Here is a 22,620-nt window from a genome sequence, read left to right as displayed (position 1 = left end):
CATGACGATCGTGACCACCGAGCGGCTACTCGTGCGGGACTGGACCGATGGGCCGGCGGATCTGGCCCGGCTGTTCGAGATCTACTCCCGGCCGGAGATCGCTCAGTGGCTCGGTGCCGCATCGAGGTTCCCGTTGACGGACCCGACACAGGCGGCGGAGTTGTTGGCGAGGTGGCAACGGCGACACGCGGCGTACGGCGACCGGTACGGCCTCTGGGCGATCGAGGTGCGGGAGACCGGCGTGCTGGTCGGCACGGTGATGATCAAGCTGTTGCCGGGGCGCGACGAGCAGGTGCTCACCGATGACATCGAGGTGGGCTGGCACCTGCACCCGCAGGCCTGGGGCAACGGGTACGCCACCGAAGCCGCTCGCGCCTGCCTGGACCGGGAATTCGCCACCGGGACACCGCTGATCCACGCGGTGGTCGCCCCGGGCAACACCGCCTCGGTGGCGGTGGCCCGTCGGCTCGGCATGACACCCGTCGGTCGCCGCAGCGACTGGTACGGCGGCGCGGAGTTGGAGACCTTCGTCCTGGCCCGCCCGGCGTGACCCGACCACCCGACCCCGGTGAGCCGTTCGCGGCCCCTGTGTCGATGGCTCCTGTGTCGATGGCTTCTGGCTCGGTGGCTCCTGGCTCGGTGGCTGCGGCCGAGGGCATCCAGGAGCAGTTGCGGCAGCGTCTCGACCTGCACGAACACCTGACCACCGCGCCACGACTCGTGGCTGGCATCGACGTCTCGTACGACAAATCGTCGCCGCGTGTCACGGCCGCCGCGGTGGTCTTCGACCTGGCCACCGGCGTCGAGGTGGAGTCGGCCGTCGTGCCCGGCGAGGTGACCTTTCCGTACGTCCCCGGGCTGCTGGCGTTTCGCGAGGTGCCGATCCTGCTGACGGCGCTCGACCGGCTCGCTACCCCTCCCGACCTGGTGGTGTGCGACGGGTACGGCATCGCCCATCCTCGACGCTTCGGCCTGGCCTGTCACCTGGGTGTGGTCACCGGGCTGCCGACCTTCGGGGTGGCGAAGACCCCCTTCGTCGCCGGGTACGACGAGCCGGGCAGGAGCCGGGGCGACTGGTCGCCGCTGCGGGCCGACGGCGAGGTGCTGGGCCGGGTGCTGCGTACCCAGACCGGGGTCAAGCCGGTGTTCGTGTCGGTGGGCCACCGCACCACCCTCGACCAGGCGACCACCCTGACCCTCGACCTGAGCCCGCGCTACCGCCTTCCGGAGGTCATCCGCCGAGCCGACTTCCTCTCCCGCGAAGCCCTCCGCAGGGTCCGTCGTGGTCGTTAGGGCGGTGGCAGCGGCCAGGCTCGTCGAGTGGGGCGTCGCACCAGATTCGGGTACGCAGGCTTTGGTGGTCTTCTTCGCTGAGGGTGGTTTCGCCGAAGTCGATGACCGTCAGGTGGCCGAGTGAGTCGCGCAGCGCGACGGCTAGGGCGGTGGCCTGGTCGAGGCTGGTCAGGGTGGTGGGCAGGTGGATGATCCAGCGGGCTGCACTCATCACGACTCCCGGCGGTGGTGGCGGTGGGCGGCCTGGCGGGACTGCCACTGTCGTAGTGCCTGCCGGATGCGTTCGGCTTCGGTGTTGGCGGTGGTCAGTTCGCGGTGCAGACGTTCCATCTCCTCGGCGAGCCGGTCGAGGTAGGCGTACACCTGGGTGGGGTCGAGGCCGCGTAGCCGGGTGTCGAAACTGGCGGCGCGGACGTGCTGGGGGAGTGGGCGCTCCCCGGACAGGTAGATCATGGGCGGGCGGCTTCCTGCTCGGCGAGCATCGTGGTGATCTGCTGGTCGGTGAGGCCGCGTTGGGTGAGGACGCGGCGGCCCCAGCGGTGCAGTCGGCAGGGATGTGGTGCCCGGTCGTTGCGGCAGCGCGGGCCGTCGGGCCATTCTTGTGCGGCGTGCACGGTGATCGCGCGGAGCGCAAAGGTCACGTCTTCGGCGGTGATGTAGGGCGGTAGCGGAATGTCGCCGAGGACATCATCGAGCGATTCCATGATCCTCCCTTTCGTGATTACGGCACCGGGGCGGGCGCCGGGATGAGGATTCGGGGAAGGGCGCCCGCCCCGGTGTGACCTGCCAGGGGGATCGGCTGGTCATCCACGATGCTCATTTCACTCGTGGTCTTCCGCAATGTTTTGCGGAAGAATGCGGACCAAGGGATGAGGAGCCTTACGCGACAACAGCAGAGGAGATGACGTGGACGACTCGGGCAGCACCGTCCCGCGTAGGCAACTCGGCAGATATTTGAGAGAACTTCGCGAAAACGCGCATGTAACGGTGGTCGCGGCCGCGAAGGAACTGGAATGGTCGACGCCGCGAATTTGGCGGTACGAAACCGGCCAGGTCCCCATGCACCCGAACGACGTGGAGGCGATGTGCCGGGTGTATCGCGCGACCCCGGAGACCATCCAGACCATGCGTGCCCTGGCCCGGGAAACCAAGGCACACGGCTGGTGGCACAGCTACGGGGAGGTAATCAAGGACTGGTTCAAGCTCTATGTCGGCCTGGAGGCCGCCGCGACCAGAATCCGGAAGTACGAGGGCAACCTGATTCCCGGCCTGTTGCAGACGGTCGAGTACATGGCCGAGGTCATCGCGACGGACCATCCGGACCTGTCCCCGGCGGAGCAGCAGGCCAGGGTGGATGTCCGGCTGCGCCGACAGCGGTTGTTGGCTCGGGCGGTGCCCCGGGCGCCCTACTACGACGTGATTCTCAGCGAGGCGGTGCTGCGTCGGCCGCTGCGTGACCTGTCAGCCATGGCCCGGCAACTCGACGCGCTGATGGTGGCGGGTCGACAGCACAACATCAAGATCCGGGTGCTCCCGTTGGCCGCCGGGCTGTTCCGCTGGGTTGAGACAGGCACCTTCACCATGCTCGACTTCCCGACCGACGTGCGGGAGCCGGAGCCGACCACGATCTACATGGACGGTCCGTGCGGCGCGGTTTACCTTGACAAGCCGCACGAGATCCAGACCTACGAGGATGCTTGGCGTTCGCTCGGCCAGCGGGCGCTCGATGTCGATGACTCCCGTGAGCTGATCACGGCGATCGCGAAGGAGATGACCCATGAAGCGTGACGGGATGTGGCGCACGTCGTCCCGGTCCGGCGGCAACGGTGAATGCGTGGAGGTGGCGGGGTTCGCTGATGCCGTCGGCGTACGCGACAGCAAGGATCGGCAGGGCGCGGAGCTGAGCTTCGGCCCCGAGAGCTGGACCCGGTTCGTCGCCGCCGCCCGCGAGGGCCGATTCGGCGTGCGCGGCTGAGCCCGACGTGACCGAGAGCTGTGGGTGCGTTTCTTGCTGCCCCAACGACAAGAAACGTACCCACAGTCGGCGGCTGACCTGCCGACCGGCTCGGCACCAGGCGTCTGGCCTGGTCAGGCGACCGGAAGACCGAGCTGTTGCGCAACCGCCCTGCCGTCGCGTCCGGTGAACGGATCGTAGGGGTGCTGCCAACGGCCGACGAACTTGATCAGGGCCGCCCGGATCTCCTCACCACTGCGCATGGTCAAAAGAGCTTAGGCGAATCCGCAGAGAAGTAGGCACCCTGAAACAGGTCCTTGCGAGCAATCTCCAGATTCCGGGCCGCCGTATCCAACATCCGAGCCAGATCATCGCAGCCAACCGTCATGGAGACGGTGCGCTTCGCCCGCTCAGTCCGTTTGATGGCCTGCTCGATGTTGAGTAGCGCCTCGGAGACCTCGCGGAGCCCCGCCTCCCGGGCAGCCTGTTCAGGAGTGTGGTCAAGATCAGACATGTGTGGTCCTTTCGGCGGCCGGGCAGACCCAGCGTACGGCCTGGTCGGGCCGCTCCGCGATCGCAGCCCGCCGAGGTGCGGGGTGCCACAGGCTTGGTCGACATCACTCTGCCCGGCTGCGTCGGACAGGTTGTGCGATGGCGTGCGCTGCGGGCTGTGCTGGCTAGGCTGAGTTGAGCAAGATGTTCCGCTGAGGGGGTGAGCCCGGATGGCCCAGGCCGCGTACGCGCCCGAACCCGCGCCGGACGCCGATGACCGGCCCGCCGGGCCGTCGTTCGACGTGCTGCGGTGGCACGACGAGCCGTGGACCGCTCAGCTCGCCCTCGACCTGTTGCCGGAGACCAACGGCCCCAAGGTTGAGGTCCTGAGCGGAAGCGTGATCGTGACACCCCACGCCGGATATGACCACCAGGATGCCGAGCTTGATCTCGCGTACCTGTTGAAGCAGGCTGCCCGGAAGGCCAAGCTGTGGCTCTACGCGGAGGCGAACGTCGTCTCCGGGCAGGATCTGTTCATCCCCGACCTCGTCGTGCTGCGCGTTCCCGGAGGGGGGCGCACGACCATGGACATCAGGCATGCCGTTCTGCTCGGTGAGGTCGTGTCGCCCGGCAATCGGCGTAAGGACATCATCGATCGTCCCCGCGAGTACGGTACGGCCGGCGTACCCTTCTTCCTCCGGGTCGACCTGCGTAACCGAGTCCCCACCATCGCACTGTTCGAGCTGATCGACGGCGAGTACCGACCGGTGGCCGCCGCTGCGGCCGGAAATACCTTCGTGATGCGGGAGCCGTTCGAGTTCTCGATCGATCCGGCTGACCTGCTCGGCGAGGAAGCTCCGTTGGAAGAGGAGAACCCTCCGAGCGAGGAGAGCTGACGGTAGCTCCTCCGGTTAACAAGGGGCCCTTCCTCTACCGCAGGCGTTAATAAGGTGCCCTTCCTTCTCGCCCAGCGGGCGTGGGGAAGAATGGCGGCGTGAGTTCCCCCCGTGATCTTGTGCTGTTGGGTTGTACCGGGTCGATCGGTACCCAGGCCATCGACATCGTGCGGCGCAACCCGGACCGGTTCCGGGTGGTGGCGCTGGGTGCCGGTGGCGGCAATGTAGGGCTGCTCGCCGCCCAGGCCCTGGAACTCGGCGTCGAGGCGGTCGGGGTGGCCAAGGCCTCTGCCGCGCAGGATCTTCAGTTGGCCTTCTACGCCGAGGCGAGCCGGCGGGGCTGGGCCTCCGGGGAGTTCAAGCTGCCCAAGATCGTGGCCGGGCCGGACGCGATGACCGAGTTGGCGCAGTGGCCGTGTGACGTCGTACTCAACGGGGTGGTGGGGTCCCTCGGGCTCGCGCCGACCCTGGCCGCGCTGCGCGCCGGGCGTACCCTCGCGTTGGCCAACAAGGAGTCCCTGGTGGCCGGCGGCTCGCTGGTCAAGGCCGCGGTGACCCGGCCGGAGCAGATCGTCCCGGTGGACTCGGAGCACTCGGCGCTGGCGCAGTGCCTGCGCGGCGGCACCCGGGGTGAGGTACGCCGGCTGATCGTCACCGCCAGTGGTGGGCCGTTCCGGGGTAGGCGGCGCGACGAGTTGACAGCCGTCACGCCCGAGCAGGCCCTGGCGCACCCGACCTGGAACATGGGGCCGGTGGTCACGATCAACTCGGCGACCATGGTCAACAAGGCGTTGGAGGTGATCGAGGCGCACGAGCTGTTCGACGTGCCGTACGCCGACATCACCGTGATGGTGCACCCCCAGTCGGTGATCCACTCGATGGTGGAGTTCGTCGACGGGTCCACGATCGCCCAGGCCAGCCCGCCGGACATGCGGCTGCCGATCGCCCTGGGACTCGGCTGGCCGGACCGGGTGCCGGACGCCGCCGGAGCCGTGGACTGGAGCAAGAGTCACACCTGGGAGTTCGCGCCGCTGGACGACACCGCGTTCCCGGCGGTGGCGCTGGCCAAGGCGGCCGGCGAGGCGGGGCGCTGCCGGCCGGCGATCTACAACGCGGCCAACGAGGAGTGCGTCGCGGCGTTCGTCGCCGGGCGACTGCCCTTCCTCGGCATCGTCGACACGTTACAGCGGGTGTTGGAGGGGGCTCCCGATTTCGGTGAACCGGGTACCGTCGAGGACGTACTCGAAGCCGAGTCGTGGGCCCGCGCGCACGCGCAGGAGATCATCGCTGCTGCGGTGGAAGGAGCTTGATGTCGTTCGCGTTCGGGGTGGCGCTGTTCGCCCTCGGCATCCTCGTTTCGGTCAGCCTGCACGAGGCCGGCCACATGCTCACCGCCAAGGCCTTCGGCATGAAGGTCACCCGCTACTTCGTCGGCTTCGGTCCGACGATCTTCTCCTTCAAGCGGGGCGAGACCGAGTACGGCCTCAAGGGCATCCCCCTCGGTGGCTTCTGCAAGATCGTCGGCATGACCCCGCAGGACGACGACGTCGAGCCGGGTGACGAGAAGCGGGCCATGTGGCGCTACCCGGTGTGGAAGCGGACCATCGTTATGTCCGCCGGGTCGATCACCCACTTCGGGTTGGCGATCTTCGCGGCCTGGCTGGCGGCGATGACCTTCGGCCTGCCCAACCCGGACTTCCCCCGGGACGAGCAGCAGATCCGGGCCGAGCCCGCGGTGATCGCCATCCAGGACTGTGTCCTGCCGGACACCACCTACCGGGAGTGCGCCGCGGGCGACGCGGCCAGCCCCGCCGGGGCGGCCGGGCTGCGCAACGGCGATCGGATCACCTCGATCAACGGCACCCCGATCAACAACTACGGCGAGCTGCTGACCACCCTGCGGGCCACCACCCCGGGCAGCACCGCCACCATCGGGTACGAGCGGGACGGCCAGCCGGCCACCACGGAGACCACCCTGGCGACCACCAAGCGCCCGCCGATCGACAACCCGGAGGGCCCGGTCACCGAGGTCTCCGCGCTCGGCGTCGGCCTGGTCCTGAGCACCCCGGGCCTGGTCTCCTACGGCCCGGTGGAGGCCGTCGGCGCCACCAGCACCTTCATCGGCGACATGGCGGTGGCCACCGCCCAGGCCCTGCAGCGCCTCCCGGAGAAGGTCCCCGCCCTGTGGACCGCCATCACCGGTGGGGAACGTGACATCGACACCCCGATCAGCGTGGTCGGCGCCAGCGTGCTCGGCGGCGAGGCCGTCGCCAACAACGCCTGGGAAATCTTCATCATGCTGTTCATCTCGCTGAACTTCTTCATCGGGGTGTTCAACCTGCTGCCGCTGCTGCCCCTGGACGGCGGCCACATCGCCATCGCCTGGTTCGAACGGGCCCGCTCCTGGGTGTACGCGCGGCTGCGCCGCCCCGACCCGGGCCGTGTCGACTACTTCAAACTGATGCCCTTCACGTACGTGGTGATCCTGATCGGTGGGGTGTTCACCCTGCTCACGATCACTGCGGACGTCGTCAACCCGATCACCCTCTTCCCAAGGTGAGTGCCTGAAGTGACCGCTGTCCGCCTCGGTATGCCCGCCGTACCGCCGCCGCCGCTGGCCCCCCGCCGGGCCAGTCGCCAGATCATGGTCGGTTCGGTGCCGGTCGGTGGGGGTGCCCCGGTCTCCGTGCAGTCGATGACCACCACCCTGACCGCCGACGTCAACGCCACTCTCCAGCAGATCGCCGAGCTGACCGCCTCCGGCTGCCAGATCGTCCGGGTGGCGGTGCCCAGCCAGGACGACGTGGAGGCCCTGCCGGCGATCGCCCGCAAGTCGCAGATCCCGGTCATCGCCGACATCCACTTCCAGCCGAAGTACGTCTTCGCCGCGATCGACGCCGGCTGCGCGGCGGTACGGGTCAACCCGGGCAACATCCGGCAGTTCGACGACAAGGTCAAGGAGATCGCGGCAGCGGCCTCCGCCGCCGGTACCCCGATCCGGATCGGGGTCAACGCCGGTTCCCTGGACAAGCGGCTGCTCGCCAAGTACGGCAAGGCCACCGCCGAGGCCCTGGTCGAGTCGGCGCTGTGGGAGTGCTCCCTGTTCGAGGAGCACGGCTTCCGGGACATCAAGATCTCGGTCAAGCACAACGACCCCGTGGTGATGATCCGGGCGTACCGGCAGCTCGCCGCGCAGTGCGACTACCCCCTGCACCTGGGGGTCACCGAGGCCGGCCCGGCCTTCCAGGGCACCATCAAGTCGGCGGTCGCCTTCGGCGCCCTGCTGGCCGAGGGGATCGGCGACACCATCCGGGTGTCCCTGTCCGCGCCGCCGGTCGAGGAGATCAAGGTCGGCAACCAGATCCTGGAGTCCCTGGGGCTGCGTGAGCGCGGCCTGGAGATCGTCTCCTGCCCCTCCTGCGGGCGGGCCCAGGTGGACGTCTACAAGCTCGCCGAGGAGGTCACCGCCGGCCTGGAGGGGCTGCCGGTGCCGCTGCGGGTGGCCGTGATGGGCTGTGTCGTCAACGGTCCCGGTGAGGCCCGTGAGGCCGACCTGGGGGTGGCCTCCGGCAACGGCAAGGGCCAGATCTTCGTCAAGGGCCAGGTCATCAAGACCGTGCCCGAGGGGCAGATCGTGGAGACCCTCATCGAGGAGGCGCTACGGCTGGCCGACGAGATGGGCGCCGAACTGCCCGAGGACCTGCGCGGCCTGCTCCCCGGCGCCACCGTCAGCGTCCACTGACCCACCCACTGATGCCCTCGCGCTCCGCGGGGGCCCCATGATCGTGCTCGATGTGGGATCGAGTGGCTATTCGTCGAGACGAGGCCACTCGATCCCACATCGAGGGTGATGTTGCGCCTGGAGTGCAGCACCTCCCGGGTCACTCGGATTCGGCGAGGATGGCGTACAGCTTGCGGCGGGTCTCGTCCAGCACCGTGGCGGCGCGTTCCCGCTGGTCGTCGGTGCCGGTCAGCATCACCTGCCGGAGGGCCTGCATGGCCTGCGCGCCCGCGTGCCGGATGTCGTGCCAACTGTTGACGGTGTCCTCGGCGACCTCCGCCCAGGGTGGTGTCTGAGCCGCCGTCTCGGCCTCGGCGCGCCCCTGCTCGGTCAGGGTGAACCGTTTCCGGCCGCCACCGGACTCCTCGGTGGCGATGACGACCCCCTCGTCCTCCAGGAGCTGCAGGGTCGGGTAGATCGACCCGGGGCTGGGCCGCCAGGCCCCGCCGGTGCGGGAGTCGATCTCCTGGATCATCTCGTAACCGTGCATCGGCCGCTCCACCAGCAGGGCCAGCACGGCGTTGCGGACGTTCGGCCGGCGTCCCCGGCCACGTCCCCGTCCACCCCGGCCGTGCCCGTGCCCGTGACCAGGCGAGCCGGGCGGAAAGGGCGGAAAGGGCGGAAAGGCCGAGCCGGGCGGGAAGCCGAAGCCCCGCATCCGAGCCTCGGCTGACCAGGGTCCACGTCGATGGAATCTCATCAGGATCACCTCTCGTTGAACTATCACTGATGCATCGACGATATATCGGCAACGCAACGCCGACAACTCAGAAGACAGGAGCGGGGACGTTCCGTGCTCGCAGTGCTGCCGAGGGTGCTCATGACGGTTACCGTCCGCCAACACGACTCGGACCGATCTGGCAGGCTGGTAACCGTGCTGACGGCGCCGGTGCGGCAACTGGGGGAGTCGGAGCGTCGTGCGGTCGAACGGCTGCTCGACCTCGACCCGTACGCGGGAGCGCAGGTCGCCGAGCGGGTCGCCGCGCGTGGGCTGGCCTGGTGGCGGGCCGAGGGGCGGGTGCTCGGGTACGGCTCCCGTCGGCAGCTCGAATCGGTCTGCTGGCTGGGCGGCAACCTGACCCCGGTGCTGGCCACCCGACAGGCCACGGCCGCCTTCGCCGACCTGCTGGCCGGTGAGGACCGGATCTGCTCCTCCATCGTGGGGCGGGCCGACGCGGTGCTGGAGTTGTGGGACCGCCTCTGCGACACCTGGGGACCGGCCCGGGACGTACGCCCCAACCAGCCGTTGCTGGTCACGGAGGCCCTGCCGACCGTCCCGGCCGACCCGCACGTACGCCTGGTCCGGGGTGCCGAACTAGACCTGCTCTTCCCGGCGGCGGTGGCGATGTACACCGAGGAGGTCGGGGTCTCACCGCTGACCGAGGACGCCGGGCGCGGGTACCGCCGCCGGGTCACCGACCTGATCCGAGCCAATCGGGCGTACGCCCGGTTCGTCGACGGTCGGGTGGTCTTCAAGGCCGAACTCGCGGTCGTCACCCGGCACACCGCGCAGATCCAGGGGGTCTGGGTGGCGCCGGAGTGGCGCGGCCGGGGCATCGCCACGGCGGCGATGGCGGCGGTGGTACGCGACGCGCTCCACCGGGTGGCCCCGACGGTCAGCCTGTACGTCAACGACTTCAACCAGCCCGCCCGGCGGGTCTACGAGCGGTGCGGGTTCCGCCCGGTCGGCACCCTGGCCACCGTGTTGTTCTGACGCGCGGCGAGAGTTGCCCAGCTCACCTGGGCCGCTGTGAGGTGGCCCGGATAACGCAAAAATGGGTTGAATCGGCTGGTCGCCCACCGCAGGCTGGAGCCTTCGTACAGCACACCGGAGGACCTGACCCGTGCGACTGCTTCGTGATCTGTGGGTCACCTCTCCCCGCCGGATGACCCTGGTGGTCGTCCTGATCGTGCTCGGCGGCATCGGTCAGGCGGTCACGGCCGCGCTGGCCGGGCCGGTGCTGGTGAACCGGTCCGTCGGCTTCTTCCTGGTGCTGTCGATCGCCCTGGTGGTCGCCGTCCTCAGCGACCTGGTGGTCAGCCTGGTGATGGCCGGGGTGACCGCCGACTGGTCCGCCGACCTGCGGCGTCGGCTGTGTCGGGTGGCGCTGGGGCAACCCGTGCCCGCCCTGGAGACCACCCCGGTGGGCGAGATGCTCGACCGCATCGACGGTGACGTCTACGACGTGGCCTCCGGGGTACGCGGCCCCGGCATCCGGTTGGCCCAGGCGCTGGCGGTGGGCCTGGTCTCCACAGTGGTCGGGCTGACCGTCTGGTGGCCGGCCGGGCTCGGCATGCTGCTGCTGACCATCCTGCTGGCGGTCACCCTGCGGCGTCCCGCGAGCCGGATCGCCCCGGCCCGGATGAAGGAGGAGGCGGCCTGGTCCGACCTGGCGGCGGTGATGGAGGAGTCCATCCACGGCCAGGACGACGTACGCACCACCCTGGCCCGCCCGTACGTGCTGCGCCTGTACGCCCGCCGGGCCTCCGAGGTGCTCCGCCGGGGCCTGCTGGTCTGGCGGATGGGTGCCCAGGTGAACACGATCGCCGCCGGGGTCACCCGGGTCGGCATCGCCCTGGTGGTGCTGGGCGGGGTGTGGGCGCTGAGCACCGGCCGGGTGGATGCCGCCCGGCTGACGGCGATCTGGCTGCTGGCCCTCTCCCTGGGCATGACTGTCGAACACGTCAGCCGGATGGTGCCCGAGGTGCAGTACGCCCTGGGCGCCTGGGGACGGGTGCAGCTGCTCCAGAACGCCGAACAGGAGCCCACCGGCGGCGACCCTCCGGTCGACGGGGACCTGACCATCCGCGACCTGACCTTCCACTATCCGGCCGGGGCGGACACCGGCCGGGGCCCGGCCCTGCGCGACATCGACCTGACCTTCACCCGGGGCCGGTCGTACGCGCTGGTCGGGCGGACCGGTTCGGGCAAGTCGACATTGGCCAAGGTGCTGACCCGGGCGGTCGAGGTGCCACCGGGCACGGTGCTGCTCGGCGGGCGGGACGTGCTCGACCTGGATGTGGAACAGCTTCGCCGGTGGATAGCGGTGGTGCCGCAGCGCACCGAGATCCTGGCCGGCACCCTCGCCGAGAACGTGGCCCTGTTCGACCCGGAACTGCTCGACGCCGCCGGGCGGGCCCTGCACGAGTTGGGCCTGGCCGGGTGGATCGCCGAACTGCCCGCCGGCCTGGACACCCGGCTCGGTGAGGGTGGGCATGTGCTGTCCGCCGGGCAGGAACAACTGGTCGCCTTCGCCCGCATCCTGGTCCGCGACCCCCATGTGGTGATCCTCGACGAGGCCACCGCCCGACTGGACCCGGTCACCGAGGCCCGGGTGCAGCAGGCCACCGCGCGGCTGCTGCGGGACCGGATCGGCATCGTCATCGCCCACCGGCTCTCCTCCGTACGGGAGTGCGACGAGGTGGTGGTGCTGGCCGACGGCGCGGTGGTGGAGGCCGCCCCGCTGGCCAGCTCCCGCCGCTTCGCCGAACTGCTGGCCGCCAGCAATACGGACGGGTACGGCGACGCCGCCGCCCTGCTCGGCGAAGCCGAAGCCGATGCCGCTCGGGTGCTCGGGGAACCGGCACTGGTCGGGGCCGTGGCGACGGAGTCGGCGGGCCGGGTGCTCACTCCGGCACCCTCCGGTGGTGCCGGGCCGTCGGCCCCGGGAGTCGAGCGCTCCGCCGACGATCCGGGGCCGACCCTGACAGCCGAACCGATCGCGCCGGTCGCGGGGGACCAGGTCGACGGGGGTACGACCGGGTCGGGTGTCGACCGGCGACCGGCCTCCCGGACCCAGACCCTGCGGGAGGTCCTGCGCCTCTGCCTCAACGATCCCCGTTACGGGGTGGCCGTCATCGGGGTCTTCGCCGTACTGGCCATTCTCGGCCTGGACGGCCCGATCCTGGCCTGGCTCTGGGCCGACGTGGTCGACGGCACCGGGGACCCCTGGCTGCCCGCGTTGGGCATCGCGGTCGGCCTGATCGTCGCCATCCCGACCAACTACTGGACCCACCTGTGGTTCCCGGCCTGGTTCGTGCGGCAGATGCTGCGGATCAGCGCCCGCCTGGTGCACGGTCAGACCGGTCCGCGCCGGATCAGCCGACACACCCCGGCCGAGGTGGTGGCCCAGGGCGGTGACACCGAACGGGTCGTCCAACTGGCCGACAACATGCTGGACCAGACCGTAGCGGTGATCCTGCTGACCGTGATGACCCTGGTCACCGGCAGCGTGGTGCCGGGGCTGTTCTTCCTCGGCACGATGGTGCTGTCCGGGCTGGCCGCCACCGGGTTCGGGCCGCGACTGGAGCGGGCGGCCCGCGACACCGTGGCCGCGCGGGCGGCCTTCGCCACCGCCCTGGTGTCCAGCCTGTCGGCGGCCCGGACGATCAAGCTGGCCGGGGCCACCCGTCCGGTGCTGACCCACCTGGCCGACCTCGACACGGTACGCAGCGACCGGCAACGCCGGGAGATCGCCGTGCAGGTGTGGGCCAGATCCACTCCGGCACTGGCCAGCGGCCTGCTGCCGATCGGGGTCTGGGCGCTGTACCTGGCCGGGAGCATCTCCTCCGGAGCGGCGCTGGTCGCGGTCGCCACCCTGGGCGCGGCGCGCTGGTTCGCGTGGACCACCGCATCCCTGGTCTCCCAGGTGCCGTCAGCCCGGGTGTGGACCCGCCGGACGATCGAGATGGCCGGGGTCGAGGCGTACTCAGCGGGGATTCCCGGGGTCGATCTCACGGCGGGCACCGCCCCGGCCCCACCGCAGGCACCGCGTACCCCGCTGCGTCGGCTGGAGTTGACCGGCTTCGGGGTACGGCACACCGACGGCACCGTGGCGGTACGCGATGTCGACCTGACCGTGGCGCGTGGTCAACTCGTGCTGGTCGTCGGACCGGTCGGCTCGGGCAAGTCCTCCCTGCTGCGGGCCCTGGCCGGGATCGCCCCGCACATCGGGCAGTTGACCTGGAACGGGGATCCGGTCACCGAGCCGGAGGTGTTCCTGCGCCCCAACCAGGTCGGTTATGTCGGCCAGGTGCCCCGGGTGCTCTCCGGCACGGTCGCCGACAACATCACCCTGGGGCATCCGGTCGACCCCGAGCACGCCGTGACCACCGCTCAACTGGAACACGACCTGGCGGCCACCGGCAGCGGGCTGGGGCTGCTCATCGGGCACAAGGGCACCCGGCTCTCCGGCGGGCAACTCCAGCGCCTGGCCCTGGCTCGGGCGTTGGCACCGCGTACCGAACTGCTGATCGCCGACGACATCTCCAGCGCCCTGGACGTCACCACGGAACTGGACCTGTGGCAGGCCCTGCGCGAGCACGGGGTGACCGTCGTGGGTTCCACCTCGAAGCGGGCCGCCCTGGTGCGGGCCGACCATGTGCTGGTGCTGATCGGCGGCACGGTGGCGGCCCAGGGCCCGTGGCGCGACCTGGAACAACGTTGGGGGCACCTGGCCGGCTGAGCCCGGCGGCAGCACGGCCGGGCCCGGCTCCCGCCCTGAGACCGCCTGCCGGGCCCGGCCCTGTCGCCCTGAGACCGCCCGCAGGTACGGCCTCTCGTGCTCAGACCGCCCGCAGGTACTGCCGGGGCCAGGCGGCCTCGGCGCCCAGCTTGGCGGCGGCCTGGTGCGGCCAGTACGGGTTGCGCAGCAGTTCCCGACCGAGCAGCACCAGGTCGGCCGCACCCTCGGCGATGATCGCCTCGGCCTGCTCCGGCTCGACGATCAGGCCGACCGCTCCGGTGGGCACCTGGGCCTCCCGGCGGACCTGGGCGGCCAGCGGCACCTGGTAGCCCCGGCCGACCGGGATGCTGGCGTCCGGCGAGGCACCGCCGGAGGAACAGTCGACCAGGTCCACTCCGGCGGCGGCCAACTCGGTGGCGAGCGCCACGCTGTCGTCCACGGTCCAGCCGCCCGCCACCCAGTCGGTGGCCGAGATCCGTACCAGCACCGGCAGGTCCTCGCCGACGGCGGCCCGGACCGCCCGGGTGACCTCCAGGGTCAGCCGCATCCGCCCGGCCCGGTCCCCACCCCAGCCGTCGGTGCGGTGATTGGTCAACGGCGACAGGAACTCGTGCAGCAGGTAGCCGTGCGCGGCGTGCACCTCCACGGCGGCGAAGCCCGCGGCCACCGCCCGGTCGGCCGCCACCGCGAAGGCCCGCACCACGGCGGCGATGCCGGCCTCGTCCAGGGCGGTCGGCACCCGGTACTCCGGCAGGAAGGGCTCCTCGGTGGGCCCCATCGGAGTCCATCCGCCCTCGGCGTCCGGTACCCCACCTCGGCGCGGATCCCCGGGCCGGTAGGTGGAGGCCTTGAAACCGGCGTGCGCCAGTTGCACGACCGGCACCGCCCCGTGGGCGGCCACGAACCGGGTCACCGGACGCCAGGCGTCGACCTGTCGGTCGGACCAGATCCCGGTGTCCTGCGGGCTGATCCGTCCCTCCGGCAGCACCGCGGTCGCCTCGGTCATCACCAGGCCGGCCCCACCGACCGCCCGGGTGCCCAGGTGCACCAGGTGCCAGTCGTGGGGCAGGCCGTCGGGACCGGCACTGTACTGGCACATGGGTGCCAGGGCGATCCGGTTGGGCAGGGTCACCGCGCGCAGGGTCAGGGGTGTGAACAACGCACTCATCAGCCCATCCTCTCCCGGAGCAGGTGCTATCCGGGCGGGCGGCCATGGTGTGCTGAAGCACCCGCCAAGGGGTCCCGGCGGTCGGCGGCTGCGGACCCGGTGGCGAGGATCAGAGCGGATACCGCCCCCCAGGAGACGATCACCAGCAGCAGTAGGCGTTCCAGCACCCCGGCCAGCGGTCCCCGGCCGATGAACAGCATGGCCAGGGCTAGGGCGCCGGCCAGGGGGAGAGCCGCCGCCAGGCTGATCCCGGCGGTTCGGCGCAGCGGGTCCGTCGCCACCCGGGACAGCACGATCGCGATCATGGCGAGGACGGTGGCGCCGGCCGCGACGATGCTGACCGCCCCGTGCACCAGATCCGCCACGGTCGCCGCCTCGAACGGCGGCAGTGGGCAGCCGGTGCTACAGGGCACCGCAGCGGACAGGCCGGTGGCCAGCGCACCCGCGACGAGCAGCAGCACCCCCACCCGCAACGCCTTGTCCGGCTGCCGCCCGGGATGGTCACGCCGGGCCAGGTGGTCGCGTAGGGCGGAGGCGAGGAGCAGCAGTGCGGCGCCGAGGGTGAACAATCCCAGCCGGTAGGTCCAGGCGTACCGGTTGCCGGTCACCCCGGCCTCGCTGACGTACCCGGCCAGGCTCGGACCGGGACCGACGACCACGGCGAGGGTCGCCGCGATCGCGCCGGCGAGTACGCAGACGGCCGCACCGGTCGCGCGGGGCTCAGCCACGTCCGTGCGGCGTCATCCAGCCGTGCAGGTCCGGGCCGAGCGGTACGACACCACTCGGGTTGATCTCGTCGTGGGTGGCGTAGTAGTGCCGCTTGATGTGATCGAAGTCGACGGTCTCCCCGAAACCGGGGGTGGTGAACAGATCCCGGGCGTACGCCCACAGCACCGGCATCTCGGTCAGCTTCTGTCGGTTGCACTTGAAGTGCCCGTGGTACGCCACATCGAAGCGGACCAGGGTGGTGAACAGCCGGATGTCCGCCTCGGTGATCGTGTCGCCCATCAGGTACCGCTGGTCGGCCAGCCGCTGCGACAGCGCGTCCAACCGGTCGAACAGGGCCCGGTACGCCTCGTCGTACGCCTGCTGGGAGGTGGCGAAACCGCAGCGGTACACCCCGTTGTTGACGTCCCGGTGGATCTCGGCCATCAGCCGGTCCATCTCCGGCCGCAGCGCCACCGGGTAGAGGTCCGGGGCGTCCGGTGCGTGCAGCCGTCGCCACTCGGTGGACAGATCCAGGGTGAGCTGCGGGTAGTCGTTGGTGACCACCCGCCCGGTGCGGGTGTCGATCAGGGCCGGCACGGTGACCCGGCCGGTGTAGTCGGGGTCGGTGGCGAGGTACGCCTCGGAGAGGAAACCGACGCCCAGCACGGGGTCGAAGCCGTCCGGGTCGAGGGTGAACCGCCAGCCCCGCTCGTCCCGGATCGGGTCGACCGTGCCCAGGGAGATGACCTCGTCCAGCCCCAGCAGATCGCGCACGATCAGGGCCCGGTGTGCCCAGGGGCAGGCCCGGCACCAGATCAGCCGGTACCGGCCGGGTTCCAGGGGCCAGCGGCCCTGCTCGTCCGGGCCGCCACCGGGGGGTGAAGTGGAATGCGGGGTGACCCGCCCGGTGAACCGGTTGGGTTGGCGGACGAAGGCACCGGCCTGGCTGGTCTCCGCGTCGAACTGGGCTCTTGCCATGCCGACAAACCTATCCGGCCCGGTCGGCGATATCCTGGCGGTCGAAGCTTCCCTTGATCCAATGGCTGCTTCCTACCCCCGCCTTCCCACCCCCGAAGGATCTGCGATGACGGTGGCATACCTGGTGGCCGGTGTCCGCACCCCGATCGGCCGGTACGCCGGCGCGCTAGCGGGCGTACGCCCCGACGACCTGGCCGCGCACGTTATCCGGGAACTGGTCGCCCGGCACCCGTCGGTGGACTGGTCCCGGACCGATGACGTGGTCTTCGGCTGCGCCAACCAGGCCGGCGAGGACAACCGCAACGTGGCCCGGATGGCGGCGCTGCTCGGCGGGCTGCCGGAGCAGGTGTCCGGCAGCACGGTCAACCGGCTCTGCGGCTCCGGCCTAGACGCCCTGGCCTCGGCCGCGCGGGCGATCGTCGCCGGGGAGGCCGATCTGGTCGTGGCCGGCGGGGTGGAGAGCATGAGCCGGGCCCCCTTCGTCATGCCGAAGGCCACCAGCGCCTTCTCCCGGGCCGCCGAGGTGTACGACACCACGATCGGTTGGCGGCTGGTCAACCCCCTGATGGAGCAGGGCTGGGGGGTCGACTCGATGCCGGAGACGGCGGAGAACGTCGCCGTCGAGTTCGGGGTGGACCGGCTGGCCCAGGACGAGTTCGCGTACCGCTCGCAGGTGCGTGCCGCCAAGGCGCAGGCCGACGGGCGGCTGGCCGAGGAGATCGTGCCGGTGACCGTACCGGCGGGTCGGCGGGAGACCCGGCTGGTCGAGCACGACGAGCATCCCCGGCAGACCTCGATGGAGAAGCTGGGCGCCCTGCCCACCCCCTTCCGTACCGGCGGCACGGTGACCGCCGGCAACTCCTCCGGGGTCAACGACGGTGCGGTGGCGCTGCTGGTCGCCTCGCAGCGGGCCGTCGAGGAGTACGATCTCACCCCGCTGGCCCGGGTGGTCGGGACGGCGACCGCCGGGGTGCCCCCACGGATCATGGGTATCGGTCCGGTGCCGGCGACCCAGCGGCTGCTTGAGCGCCAGGGCCTGACCGTGGCCGACCTGGACGTGATCGAGTTGAACGAGGCGTTCGCCGCCCAGGCCGTGGCGGTGCTGCGGGAGCTGGGGCTGCCCGAGGACGCCGAGCACGTCAACCCCAACGGTGGCGCCATCGCGCTGGGACACCCCCTGGGTGCCAGCGGGGCCCGGCTCGCGCTGACGGCCGCCCTGGAGCTGCGTCGTCGCGGCGGCCGGCGGGCCCTGGCCACCATGTGCGTGGGCGTGGGGCAGGGCATCGCCCTGCTGCTGGAAGCCGCCTGACCCGCCGCCTGACCCCGCCCGGGGGTAGCCCGGGCGGGTGCGGGGTCGGCTGTCGACAAAGAGCCTTGTGGATCTCCCAGGGTGTGCCGCGCGGGCCTAGAGTAGTCAGCGTCACTTGATCTGTGGCGAGGACTTGGGGTGACCAGTGCAGCAGCCGGACGGACCACCAATCGAGATCGACCTTTCCCGGCCCAGCGCGGCCCGGGTGTACGACTACTTCCTGGGCGGCGCCCACAATTTCGAGATCGACCGACAGTTGGCCGATCAGATAGCGGCCATGACCCCGAACCTGCCGGCCACCATGCGGGCGGGTCGGGAGTTCCTGCGCCGGGCGGTACGGGTGCTGCTCGACGCCGGCATCGACCAGTTCCTCGACATCGGCTCCGGCATCCCCACCGTCGGCAACGTGCACGAGGTCGCCCAGGCCGCCGACCCGAAGGCCCGGGTGGTGTACGTCGACATCGACCCGGTGGCGGTGGCCCACAGTCGGGAGCTGCTGGCCGGCAACGAGCTGACCGCTGTCATCCACGCCGACCTGCGCGAGCCGGAGCGGATCCTGGCCGAGGCCGAGAGGTTGCAGCTGCTCGACTTCGGTCGGCCGATGGGCATCCTGCTGGCAGGGGTGGTGCACTTCGTTCCGGACGCCGACCGTCCCGCCGACATTCTGGCCACCTTGCGTGCCGCCGCCGCACCCGGCAGTCACCTGGTGATCTCGCACTCCACCTTCGAGGACCAGCCCCAGGAGATGCTGGACGCGCAGCGGCTCTCCGCGCGGACCAGCACCGAGATCACCCTCCGCTCCCGGGCGGAGATCACCGACTTCTTCGGTGACTGGACGATCCTCGAACCGGGTGTGGTGCACATGGAGCTGTGGCGTCCGGACTCACCCGCTGAGGTGGCGGCCGAGGCGCAGCGTTTCGGCGCCTTCGGTGCGGTGGCTCGCCACGACCGCACCGCGGAGTGATCTGATGTCGGCCGTCGACGCCGGCGGGGGGCGTGCCGTCGACCCGGTCGGTGCGCAGAGCTACGCGAGTGAGTGGGCACAGGCGGTACGCCGCCTGGGCTTCATGCCGATGAGCGCGGCCGACACCCAGCGGCTGCTGCTGTCGTACACCCTGCGGTTGGCCGAGGCGTTGCTGGACGCCGAGGAGGTGGCCTCGGCGGCAGCGGAGGAGGTCGGCCAGGCCCTGGTCGAGGCGCACCTGACCGAGCCGGGGGTCATCGAGTGGGCGGTGCGTTCGGTCGCGGACCGGCTGCCCGACCAGGTGCTGGGCGGGGCGGCCGGGCTCGACGACCGGATCGCGGCGATGCAGGGTGGCCTGGCGGCCGGGTTCGCCCGGGCCCTGCGCAACCGCACCTTCGTCCAGCAGGAGCGGATCGCCCGGTCGGCCTGGCAGGCCCGGGACAACGTCGAGCAGGCGTTGCGGGACAGCGAGGCCCGATTCCGGGCGGTGTTCCGGGGTGCGGCCATCGGCATCGGCATCGCCGACGTGGACGGGCAGATCATCGACGTCAACCAGCCCTTCGCCGACATGCTCGGCTACTCCATCGAGGAACTGCGGCACCTCAACGTGGCGGAACTGTTCCACCGCGACGACGTGCCCGGCATGTGGGAGTTGTACCGGGAACTGGTCGAGGGCAAGCATGACGCCGTCCGGGTGGAGAAGCGCTACCACCGCAAGGACGGCAGCTCCGTCTGGACGGACCTGGCGGTCTCCCTGATCCGGCACGAGGACGGTCGTCCCCGGTTCACCGTCGCGGTGGCGGAGGACATCACCCAGCGCTACGAACTGCAAAATCGACTGCGCTTCCAGGCGCTGCACGATCCCCTCACCGAGCTTCCCAACCGGACCCTGTTCTTCGAGACCCTCAGCCGCCTGCTGGCCACCTCGGGCCGGGTCGGGGTCTGCTTCCTCGACCTGGACGGCTTCAAGGCGATCAACGACAGCCTCGGGCACGATCTCGGCGACCGGCTGCTCATGACGATCGCCCGGCGGCTGGCCGGCTGTGTGGCCGAGCACGGCTACCTGGTCGCCCGGATGGGCGGGGACGAATTCGTCATCCTGGTCGACGGGGACGCCGGTGTCGAGGACATGATCGCGGTGGCCGAACTGGCACTGGCCGCAGTAGCCGCCCCGGTGTTCATCGACGACCAGCAGCTGATGGTCTCGGCCAGCGTCGGCATCGTCGGCTCGGACCTGGTCGGCACCAGCCCCTCCGAGCTGATGAAGGCCGCCGACACCACCCTGTACTGGGCCAAGGAGCAGGGCCGGGGCCGCTGGGCGGTGTACGACCCGGAGCGCAGCGCCCGGGACATCGCCCGCTCGGCCCTGGTCGCCGGGCTTCCGGTGGCTCTGGACCGGGACGAGTTCGTGGTGCACTACCAGCCGATCGTGTCGCTGCTGGACGGTCGGATGCTGGCGGTCGAGGCGCTGGTCCGCTGGCAGCACCCCGAGCTGGGCCTGATCGGCCCGGACATGTTCATCGGGTTGGCCGAGGAGACCGGCCTGATCGTGCGGCTGGGGGAGTGGGTGCTGCGGCAGGCCTGCCGGGACGCCCACCGGTGGCATGTCGACTTCCCCGAGGCACGGCTGGTGGTCAGCGTCAATCTGGCGGCCCGGCAGGCCGACGCTCCGGTGATCGTGGACACGGTGGCGGACGCCCTGGCCAGCAGCGGACTGCCGGCGGATCTGCTGCAACTGGAGTTGACCGAGAGCGCCGTGATGGGCTCCGGCGGTGAGCCGCTGCGCACCCTGCACCGGTTGGCCGCCCTAGGGGTCCGGCTGGCCGTCGACGACTTCGGCACCGGTTACTCGAATCTGGCGTACCTGCGGCGGCTGCCGATCACCTGCCTGAAACTGGCCGCCCCCTTCGTCGAGGGCATCCGGGGCGACGAGCCGGACCTCGCCGACCACCGGGACGAACGCATCGTCGACGCCCTGGTGCGGTTGGCCCACGCCCTGGAACTCTGGGTGACCGCCGAGGCGGTGGAGACCGAGGCCCAGGCCGAACGGCTGCGGGCGCTACGCTGCGACTCCGCGCAGGGCCGCCTGTTCGGCTGTGCAGCACCCGCCGAAACCATCTCCACCCGCCTGGCCGGCGGGTAAGGAAGGGCACCTTGTTAACGCCTGCGGTAGAGAAAGGGCCCCTTCTTAACAGATGAAGCAATCGGATGGGGAGTCGGCGTGAGCCTGACAGAGACCGGTGCGCTGATATCGGTGATCACCGCGTTGGCCATCCTCGCCGGGCTGGCCGGCGTGGTGGTGCCCGGCCTGCCGGCCCTGCCGCTGTGCTGGGGCGGCGTCCTCGTGTGGGCGCTGTTCGGGGAGGCCGGCACCGGCCGCTGGCTGGTGCTCGCGGCGGCCACCGTCGTCGCCCTGGGCGGCACCGTGGTCAAGTACGCCTGGCCGGGCCGCAACCTCAAGCGGGCCGGGGTACCCACGGCCACCCTGCTGGTCGGGGCCCTGCTCGGTCTGGTCGGCTTCTTCGTCATCCCGGTCGTCGGGCTGGTCATCGGCTTCGTCGGCGGCATCTTCCTGATGGAACGACTGCGGCTGGGCGACACCGGACTGGCCTGGCCCGCCACCAAGCAGGCCGTCGCCGCCGCCGGCCTGGCGATGCTGATCGAGTTCCTGGCCGGGGTGGTGATCGGCGCACTCTGGGTGGCCGGTCTGGTGCTGACCTGACCGTCGGACCAGGACCGAGGCGGCGCGGGGCGGGTGTCAGGGTAGGGCGTCACGCCGTACCCGAGAGAGAGGTGACGTTTCCCCGCGCCGCCGCGGCTGCCGGGCGTGCCGAGGGCCCGGGTCGGCCCGTCGCGATCGGGCCTGGTCACAAGCCCAAGAATGGGGTACGCCGTAGCTCTCGGCAACACAATTGTGGGCTCGAGCGGTGGGCGCTCCTCGGGTGGCCCCAGGCGAGGTCAGTGCGCGGTCTCGGGGAAGTAGTGCTGTACCGCGAATGCGGTGGCCGCCGCGAGGTCGTCGTCGCTGGTTCCCCAGGTGGCCTGGACGGCAGGCGCCCAGGCGCGGCAGCTGGCCGCGGCGAACTTCTTCGCTTCGGGGGTGTCCTCCCAGGTGGCGCAGTCGAAGCTCACGCCGTTGAGGAACATGTCGAGAGCGACGAGGGTGAGGTCCCAGCCGCCGCCGATTCCGATGGTGCCACCGGGACCGTACGTGCGCACCAGCTCATCGACGATCTCGGCGGGCGAGGCATGCTCCAACTCGAAGAGGGTGCGTCCGTCGTCATCGGGCGTCAGGCGTACCTCGACCTCGGTCGGCATGCCTTCGCCCAGTACCCAGGTCACCTTGATCAGACGGGGTTCCTCGCAGCGAAGGATCTCGCCACCGGCGTTGTCCTTGAGCTGGAACCTGCCGCCGACCCGCAGGTCGCCCTCGATTGGCCCCAGCCAACGGCTGAGCCGTTCCGGGTCGGTGCAGGCACTCCAGACGTCTTCGATCGGGAAGCTGTAGGTCCGTCGTAGCAACAGCGATCGCCCGGCCCCGGTGGCTACCGACTGATCGCCGATCTTCCGATGAGTGGCGTTGATCTGGTTGACGATGTCGATCATTTCATC

The 22,620-nt window shown here is 70.7% G+C and carries 24 protein-coding genes; 14 read left to right on the top strand and 10 right to left on the bottom strand.

The annotated features are described in order from the left end of the window. Position 1 precedes the first annotated feature (1 nt). Positions 2-550, top strand: coding sequence for a GNAT family N-acetyltransferase (locus tag ACGFIK_RS01525; RefSeq protein WP_327022232.1), 549 nt, complete (start codon positions 2-4; stop codon positions 548-550). A 59-nt stretch (positions 551-609) separates the two neighbouring features. Then, positions 610-1,293, top strand: coding sequence for an endonuclease V (locus ACGFIK_RS01520; protein ID WP_327022231.1), 684 nt, complete (start codon positions 610-612; stop codon positions 1,291-1,293). Here the strand turns inward: ACGFIK_RS01520 and ACGFIK_RS01515 are convergent. Genes ACGFIK_RS01515 through ACGFIK_RS01505 form a run of 3 tightly spaced genes read right to left on the bottom strand, consistent with a single transcriptional unit; the run spans position 1,232 to position 1,997 of the window. Continuing rightward, a complete protein-coding gene (locus ACGFIK_RS01515; RefSeq protein WP_357530300.1) occupies positions 1,232-1,504 on the bottom strand; it encodes a hypothetical protein in 273 nt (90 codons plus the stop codon). The two genes, ACGFIK_RS01520 and ACGFIK_RS01515, sit on opposite strands and share 62 nt — an antisense overlap. Continuing rightward, positions 1,504-1,746: a DivIVA domain-containing protein gene (locus ACGFIK_RS01510; RefSeq protein ID WP_327022230.1), complete on the bottom strand. Its 243-nt coding sequence runs from the start codon at positions 1,744-1,746 to the stop codon at positions 1,504-1,506. The genes ACGFIK_RS01515 and ACGFIK_RS01510 overlap by 1 nt, the downstream gene beginning before the upstream one ends. After that, positions 1,743-1,997 carry a hypothetical protein gene (locus ACGFIK_RS01505; protein WP_327022229.1) on the bottom strand — a complete coding sequence of 85 codons (255 nt, stop codon included), beginning with the start codon at positions 1,995-1,997 and terminating at the stop codon, positions 1,743-1,745. Before ACGFIK_RS01505 ends, ACGFIK_RS01510 begins: the two co-directional genes overlap by 4 nt. A gap of 202 nt (positions 1,998-2,199) precedes the next feature. Between ACGFIK_RS01505 and ACGFIK_RS01500 the strand changes: the two genes are divergently transcribed. Both ACGFIK_RS01500 and ACGFIK_RS01495 read left to right on the top strand, forming a co-directional pair. Further along, positions 2,200-3,081: a helix-turn-helix transcriptional regulator gene (locus ACGFIK_RS01500; RefSeq protein WP_327022228.1), complete on the top strand. Its 882-nt coding sequence runs from the start codon at positions 2,200-2,202 to the stop codon at positions 3,079-3,081. A 4-nt stretch (positions 3,082-3,085) separates the two neighbouring features. Then, positions 3,086-3,268 (top strand): DUF397 domain-containing protein, encoded by a 183-nt coding sequence (locus ACGFIK_RS01495; RefSeq protein ID WP_327027229.1) that lies wholly within the window; start codon positions 3,086-3,088, stop codon positions 3,266-3,268. A 113-nt stretch (positions 3,269-3,381) separates the two neighbouring features. On the opposite strand, the gene ACGFIK_RS01490 is transcribed toward ACGFIK_RS01495, so the two are convergent. Next, positions 3,382-3,510, bottom strand: coding sequence for a hypothetical protein (locus ACGFIK_RS01490; protein WP_327022227.1), 129 nt, complete (start codon positions 3,508-3,510; stop codon positions 3,382-3,384). A 2-nt stretch (positions 3,511-3,512) separates the two neighbouring features. Then, entirely contained in the window at positions 3,513-3,761 is a 249-nt protein-coding gene (locus ACGFIK_RS01485) for a hypothetical protein (protein ID WP_327022226.1), read from the bottom strand. 208 nt (positions 3,762-3,969) lie between these two features. On the opposite strand from ACGFIK_RS01485, the gene ACGFIK_RS01480 reads away from it, so the two are divergent. The 4 genes from ACGFIK_RS01480 (at position 3,970) to ispG (ending at position 8,377) form a co-directional block, all read left to right on the top strand. After that, positions 3,970-4,635 carry a Uma2 family endonuclease gene (locus tag ACGFIK_RS01480; RefSeq protein WP_327022225.1) on the top strand — a complete coding sequence of 222 codons (666 nt, stop codon included), beginning with the start codon at positions 3,970-3,972 and terminating at the stop codon, positions 4,633-4,635. Between the two features lie 98 nt (positions 4,636-4,733). Beyond that, positions 4,734-5,945 (top strand): 1-deoxy-D-xylulose-5-phosphate reductoisomerase, encoded by a 1,212-nt coding sequence (gene dxr / locus ACGFIK_RS01475; protein ID WP_327022224.1) that lies wholly within the window; start codon positions 4,734-4,736, stop codon positions 5,943-5,945. Continuing rightward, complete coding sequence (locus ACGFIK_RS01470; RefSeq protein ID WP_357530294.1) at positions 5,945-7,195, top strand: site-2 protease family protein; 1,251 nt, start codon at positions 5,945-5,947, stop codon at positions 7,193-7,195. The genes dxr and ACGFIK_RS01470 overlap by 1 nt, the downstream gene beginning before the upstream one ends. A gap of 9 nt (positions 7,196-7,204) precedes the next feature. Then, on the top strand, positions 7,205-8,377 hold the full coding sequence (gene ispG, locus ACGFIK_RS01465; RefSeq protein ID WP_327022222.1) for a flavodoxin-dependent (E)-4-hydroxy-3-methylbut-2-enyl-diphosphate synthase: 1,173 nt from the start codon (positions 7,205-7,207) through the stop codon (positions 8,375-8,377). 139 nt (positions 8,378-8,516) lie between these two features. Here the strand turns inward: ispG and ACGFIK_RS01460 are convergent, their stop codons facing one another. Then, positions 8,517-9,116: a PadR family transcriptional regulator gene (locus tag ACGFIK_RS01460; RefSeq protein ID WP_393337156.1), complete on the bottom strand. Its 600-nt coding sequence runs from the start codon at positions 9,114-9,116 to the stop codon at positions 8,517-8,519. A 174-nt stretch (positions 9,117-9,290) separates the two neighbouring features. Here ACGFIK_RS01460 and ACGFIK_RS01455 point away from each other — a divergent pair, with 174 nt between their 5' ends. Continuing rightward, the gene (locus ACGFIK_RS01455; protein ID WP_357530292.1) at positions 9,291-10,130 is read left to right on the top strand and encodes a GNAT family N-acetyltransferase; all 840 of its coding nucleotides are present in this window, start codon (positions 9,291-9,293) and stop codon (positions 10,128-10,130) included. Positions 10,131-10,260: 130 nt separating this feature from the next. Further along, a complete protein-coding gene (locus tag ACGFIK_RS01450) occupies positions 10,261-13,881 on the top strand; it encodes an ABC transporter ATP-binding protein (RefSeq protein WP_327022220.1) in 3,621 nt (1,206 codons plus the stop codon). 100 nt (positions 13,882-13,981) lie between these two features. Here ACGFIK_RS01450 and ACGFIK_RS01445 read toward each other — a convergent pair whose 3' ends face one another. The 3 genes from ACGFIK_RS01445 to ACGFIK_RS01435 are packed head-to-tail and all read right to left on the bottom strand — an operon-like array spanning position 13,982 to position 16,735. Further along, the gene (locus tag ACGFIK_RS01445) at positions 13,982-15,049 is read right to left on the bottom strand and encodes an NADH:flavin oxidoreductase/NADH oxidase (RefSeq protein ID WP_393337152.1); all 1,068 of its coding nucleotides are present in this window, start codon (positions 15,047-15,049) and stop codon (positions 13,982-13,984) included. A 26-nt stretch (positions 15,050-15,075) separates the two neighbouring features. Further along, entirely contained in the window at positions 15,076-15,777 is a 702-nt protein-coding gene (locus ACGFIK_RS01440) for a DUF998 domain-containing protein (protein WP_393337150.1), read from the bottom strand. Next, positions 15,770-16,735, bottom strand: a complete 966-nt coding sequence (locus tag ACGFIK_RS01435) for a glutathione S-transferase C-terminal domain-containing protein (protein WP_327022217.1) — start codon at positions 16,733-16,735, stop codon at positions 15,770-15,772. Before ACGFIK_RS01435 ends, ACGFIK_RS01440 begins: the two co-directional genes overlap by 8 nt. Positions 16,736-16,841: 106 nt before the next feature. On the opposite strand from ACGFIK_RS01435, the gene pcaF reads away from it, so the two are divergent. The 4 genes from pcaF (at position 16,842) to ACGFIK_RS01415 (ending at position 21,730) form a co-directional block, all read left to right on the top strand. Continuing rightward, positions 16,842-18,044, top strand: a complete 1,203-nt coding sequence (pcaF, locus tag ACGFIK_RS01430; protein ID WP_393337147.1) for a 3-oxoadipyl-CoA thiolase — start codon at positions 16,842-16,844, stop codon at positions 18,042-18,044. Positions 18,045-18,189: 145 nt separating this feature from the next. Then, positions 18,190-19,008, top strand: coding sequence for an SAM-dependent methyltransferase (locus ACGFIK_RS01425; protein WP_393337144.1), 819 nt, complete (start codon positions 18,190-18,192; stop codon positions 19,006-19,008). 4 nt (positions 19,009-19,012) lie between these two features. Next, entirely contained in the window at positions 19,013-21,151 is a 2,139-nt protein-coding gene (locus ACGFIK_RS01420) for an EAL domain-containing protein (RefSeq protein ID WP_327022214.1), read from the top strand. Positions 21,152-21,229: 78 nt separating this feature from the next. Beyond that, positions 21,230-21,730, top strand: coding sequence for a DUF456 domain-containing protein (locus ACGFIK_RS01415; protein WP_327022213.1), 501 nt, complete (start codon positions 21,230-21,232; stop codon positions 21,728-21,730). A gap of 236 nt (positions 21,731-21,966) precedes the next feature. Here ACGFIK_RS01415 and ACGFIK_RS01410 read toward each other — a convergent pair whose 3' ends face one another. Continuing rightward, positions 21,967-22,614, bottom strand: a complete 648-nt coding sequence (locus ACGFIK_RS01410) for an SRPBCC family protein (RefSeq protein ID WP_327022212.1) — start codon at positions 22,612-22,614, stop codon at positions 21,967-21,969. Between the last annotated feature and the right edge of the window lie 6 nt (positions 22,615-22,620).

Origin of the sequence: Micromonospora sp. NPDC048871, assembly GCF_043198155.1 — a bacterium.
Taxonomy (GTDB): Bacteria; Actinomycetota; Actinomycetes; order Mycobacteriales; family Micromonosporaceae; genus Micromonospora.
Note: the sequence above shows the minus strand (reverse complement) of the source record. Positions and strands in the feature narration are given on the sequence as shown.

Bases quoted from the DNA above. Each gene is read 5' to 3' on its own strand.
- ACGFIK_RS01525 (WP_327022232.1), top strand. From the start codon at position 2: ATGACGATCGTGACCACCGAGCGGCTACTCGTGCGGGACTGGACCGAT.
- ACGFIK_RS01520 (WP_327022231.1), top strand. From the start codon at position 610: ATGGCTTCTGGCTCGGTGGCTCCTGGCTCGGTGGCTGCGGCCGAGGGC.
- ACGFIK_RS01515 (WP_357530300.1), bottom strand. From the start codon at position 1,504: ATGAGTGCAGCCCGCTGGATCATCCACCTGCCCACCACCCTGACCAGC.
- ACGFIK_RS01510 (WP_327022230.1), bottom strand. From the start codon at position 1,746: ATGATCTACCTGTCCGGGGAGCGCCCACTCCCCCAGCACGTCCGCGCC.
- ACGFIK_RS01505 (WP_327022229.1), bottom strand. From the start codon at position 1,997: ATGGAATCGCTCGATGATGTCCTCGGCGACATTCCGCTACCGCCCTAC.
- ACGFIK_RS01495 (WP_327027229.1), top strand. From the start codon at position 3,086: ATGTGGCGCACGTCGTCCCGGTCCGGCGGCAACGGTGAATGCGTGGAG.
- ACGFIK_RS01490 (WP_327022227.1), bottom strand. From the start codon at position 3,510: ATGCGCAGTGGTGAGGAGATCCGGGCGGCCCTGATCAAGTTCGTCGGC.
- ACGFIK_RS01485 (WP_327022226.1), bottom strand. From the start codon at position 3,761: ATGTCTGATCTTGACCACACTCCTGAACAGGCTGCCCGGGAGGCGGGG.
- ACGFIK_RS01480 (WP_327022225.1), top strand. From the start codon at position 3,970: ATGGCCCAGGCCGCGTACGCGCCCGAACCCGCGCCGGACGCCGATGAC.
- ACGFIK_RS01470 (WP_357530294.1), top strand. From the start codon at position 5,945: ATGTCGTTCGCGTTCGGGGTGGCGCTGTTCGCCCTCGGCATCCTCGTT.
- ACGFIK_RS01460 (WP_393337156.1), bottom strand. From the start codon at position 9,116: ATGAGATTCCATCGACGTGGACCCTGGTCAGCCGAGGCTCGGATGCGG.
- ACGFIK_RS01445 (WP_393337152.1), bottom strand. From the start codon at position 15,049: ATGAGTGCGTTGTTCACACCCCTGACCCTGCGCGCGGTGACCCTGCCC.
- ACGFIK_RS01435 (WP_327022217.1), bottom strand. From the start codon at position 16,735: ATGGCAAGAGCCCAGTTCGACGCGGAGACCAGCCAGGCCGGTGCCTTC.
- pcaF (WP_393337147.1), top strand. From the start codon at position 16,842: ATGACGGTGGCATACCTGGTGGCCGGTGTCCGCACCCCGATCGGCCGG.
- ACGFIK_RS01420 (WP_327022214.1), top strand. From the start codon at position 19,013: ATGTCGGCCGTCGACGCCGGCGGGGGGCGTGCCGTCGACCCGGTCGGT.
- ACGFIK_RS01410 (WP_327022212.1), bottom strand. From the start codon at position 22,614: ATGATCGACATCGTCAACCAGATCAACGCCACTCATCGGAAGATCGGC.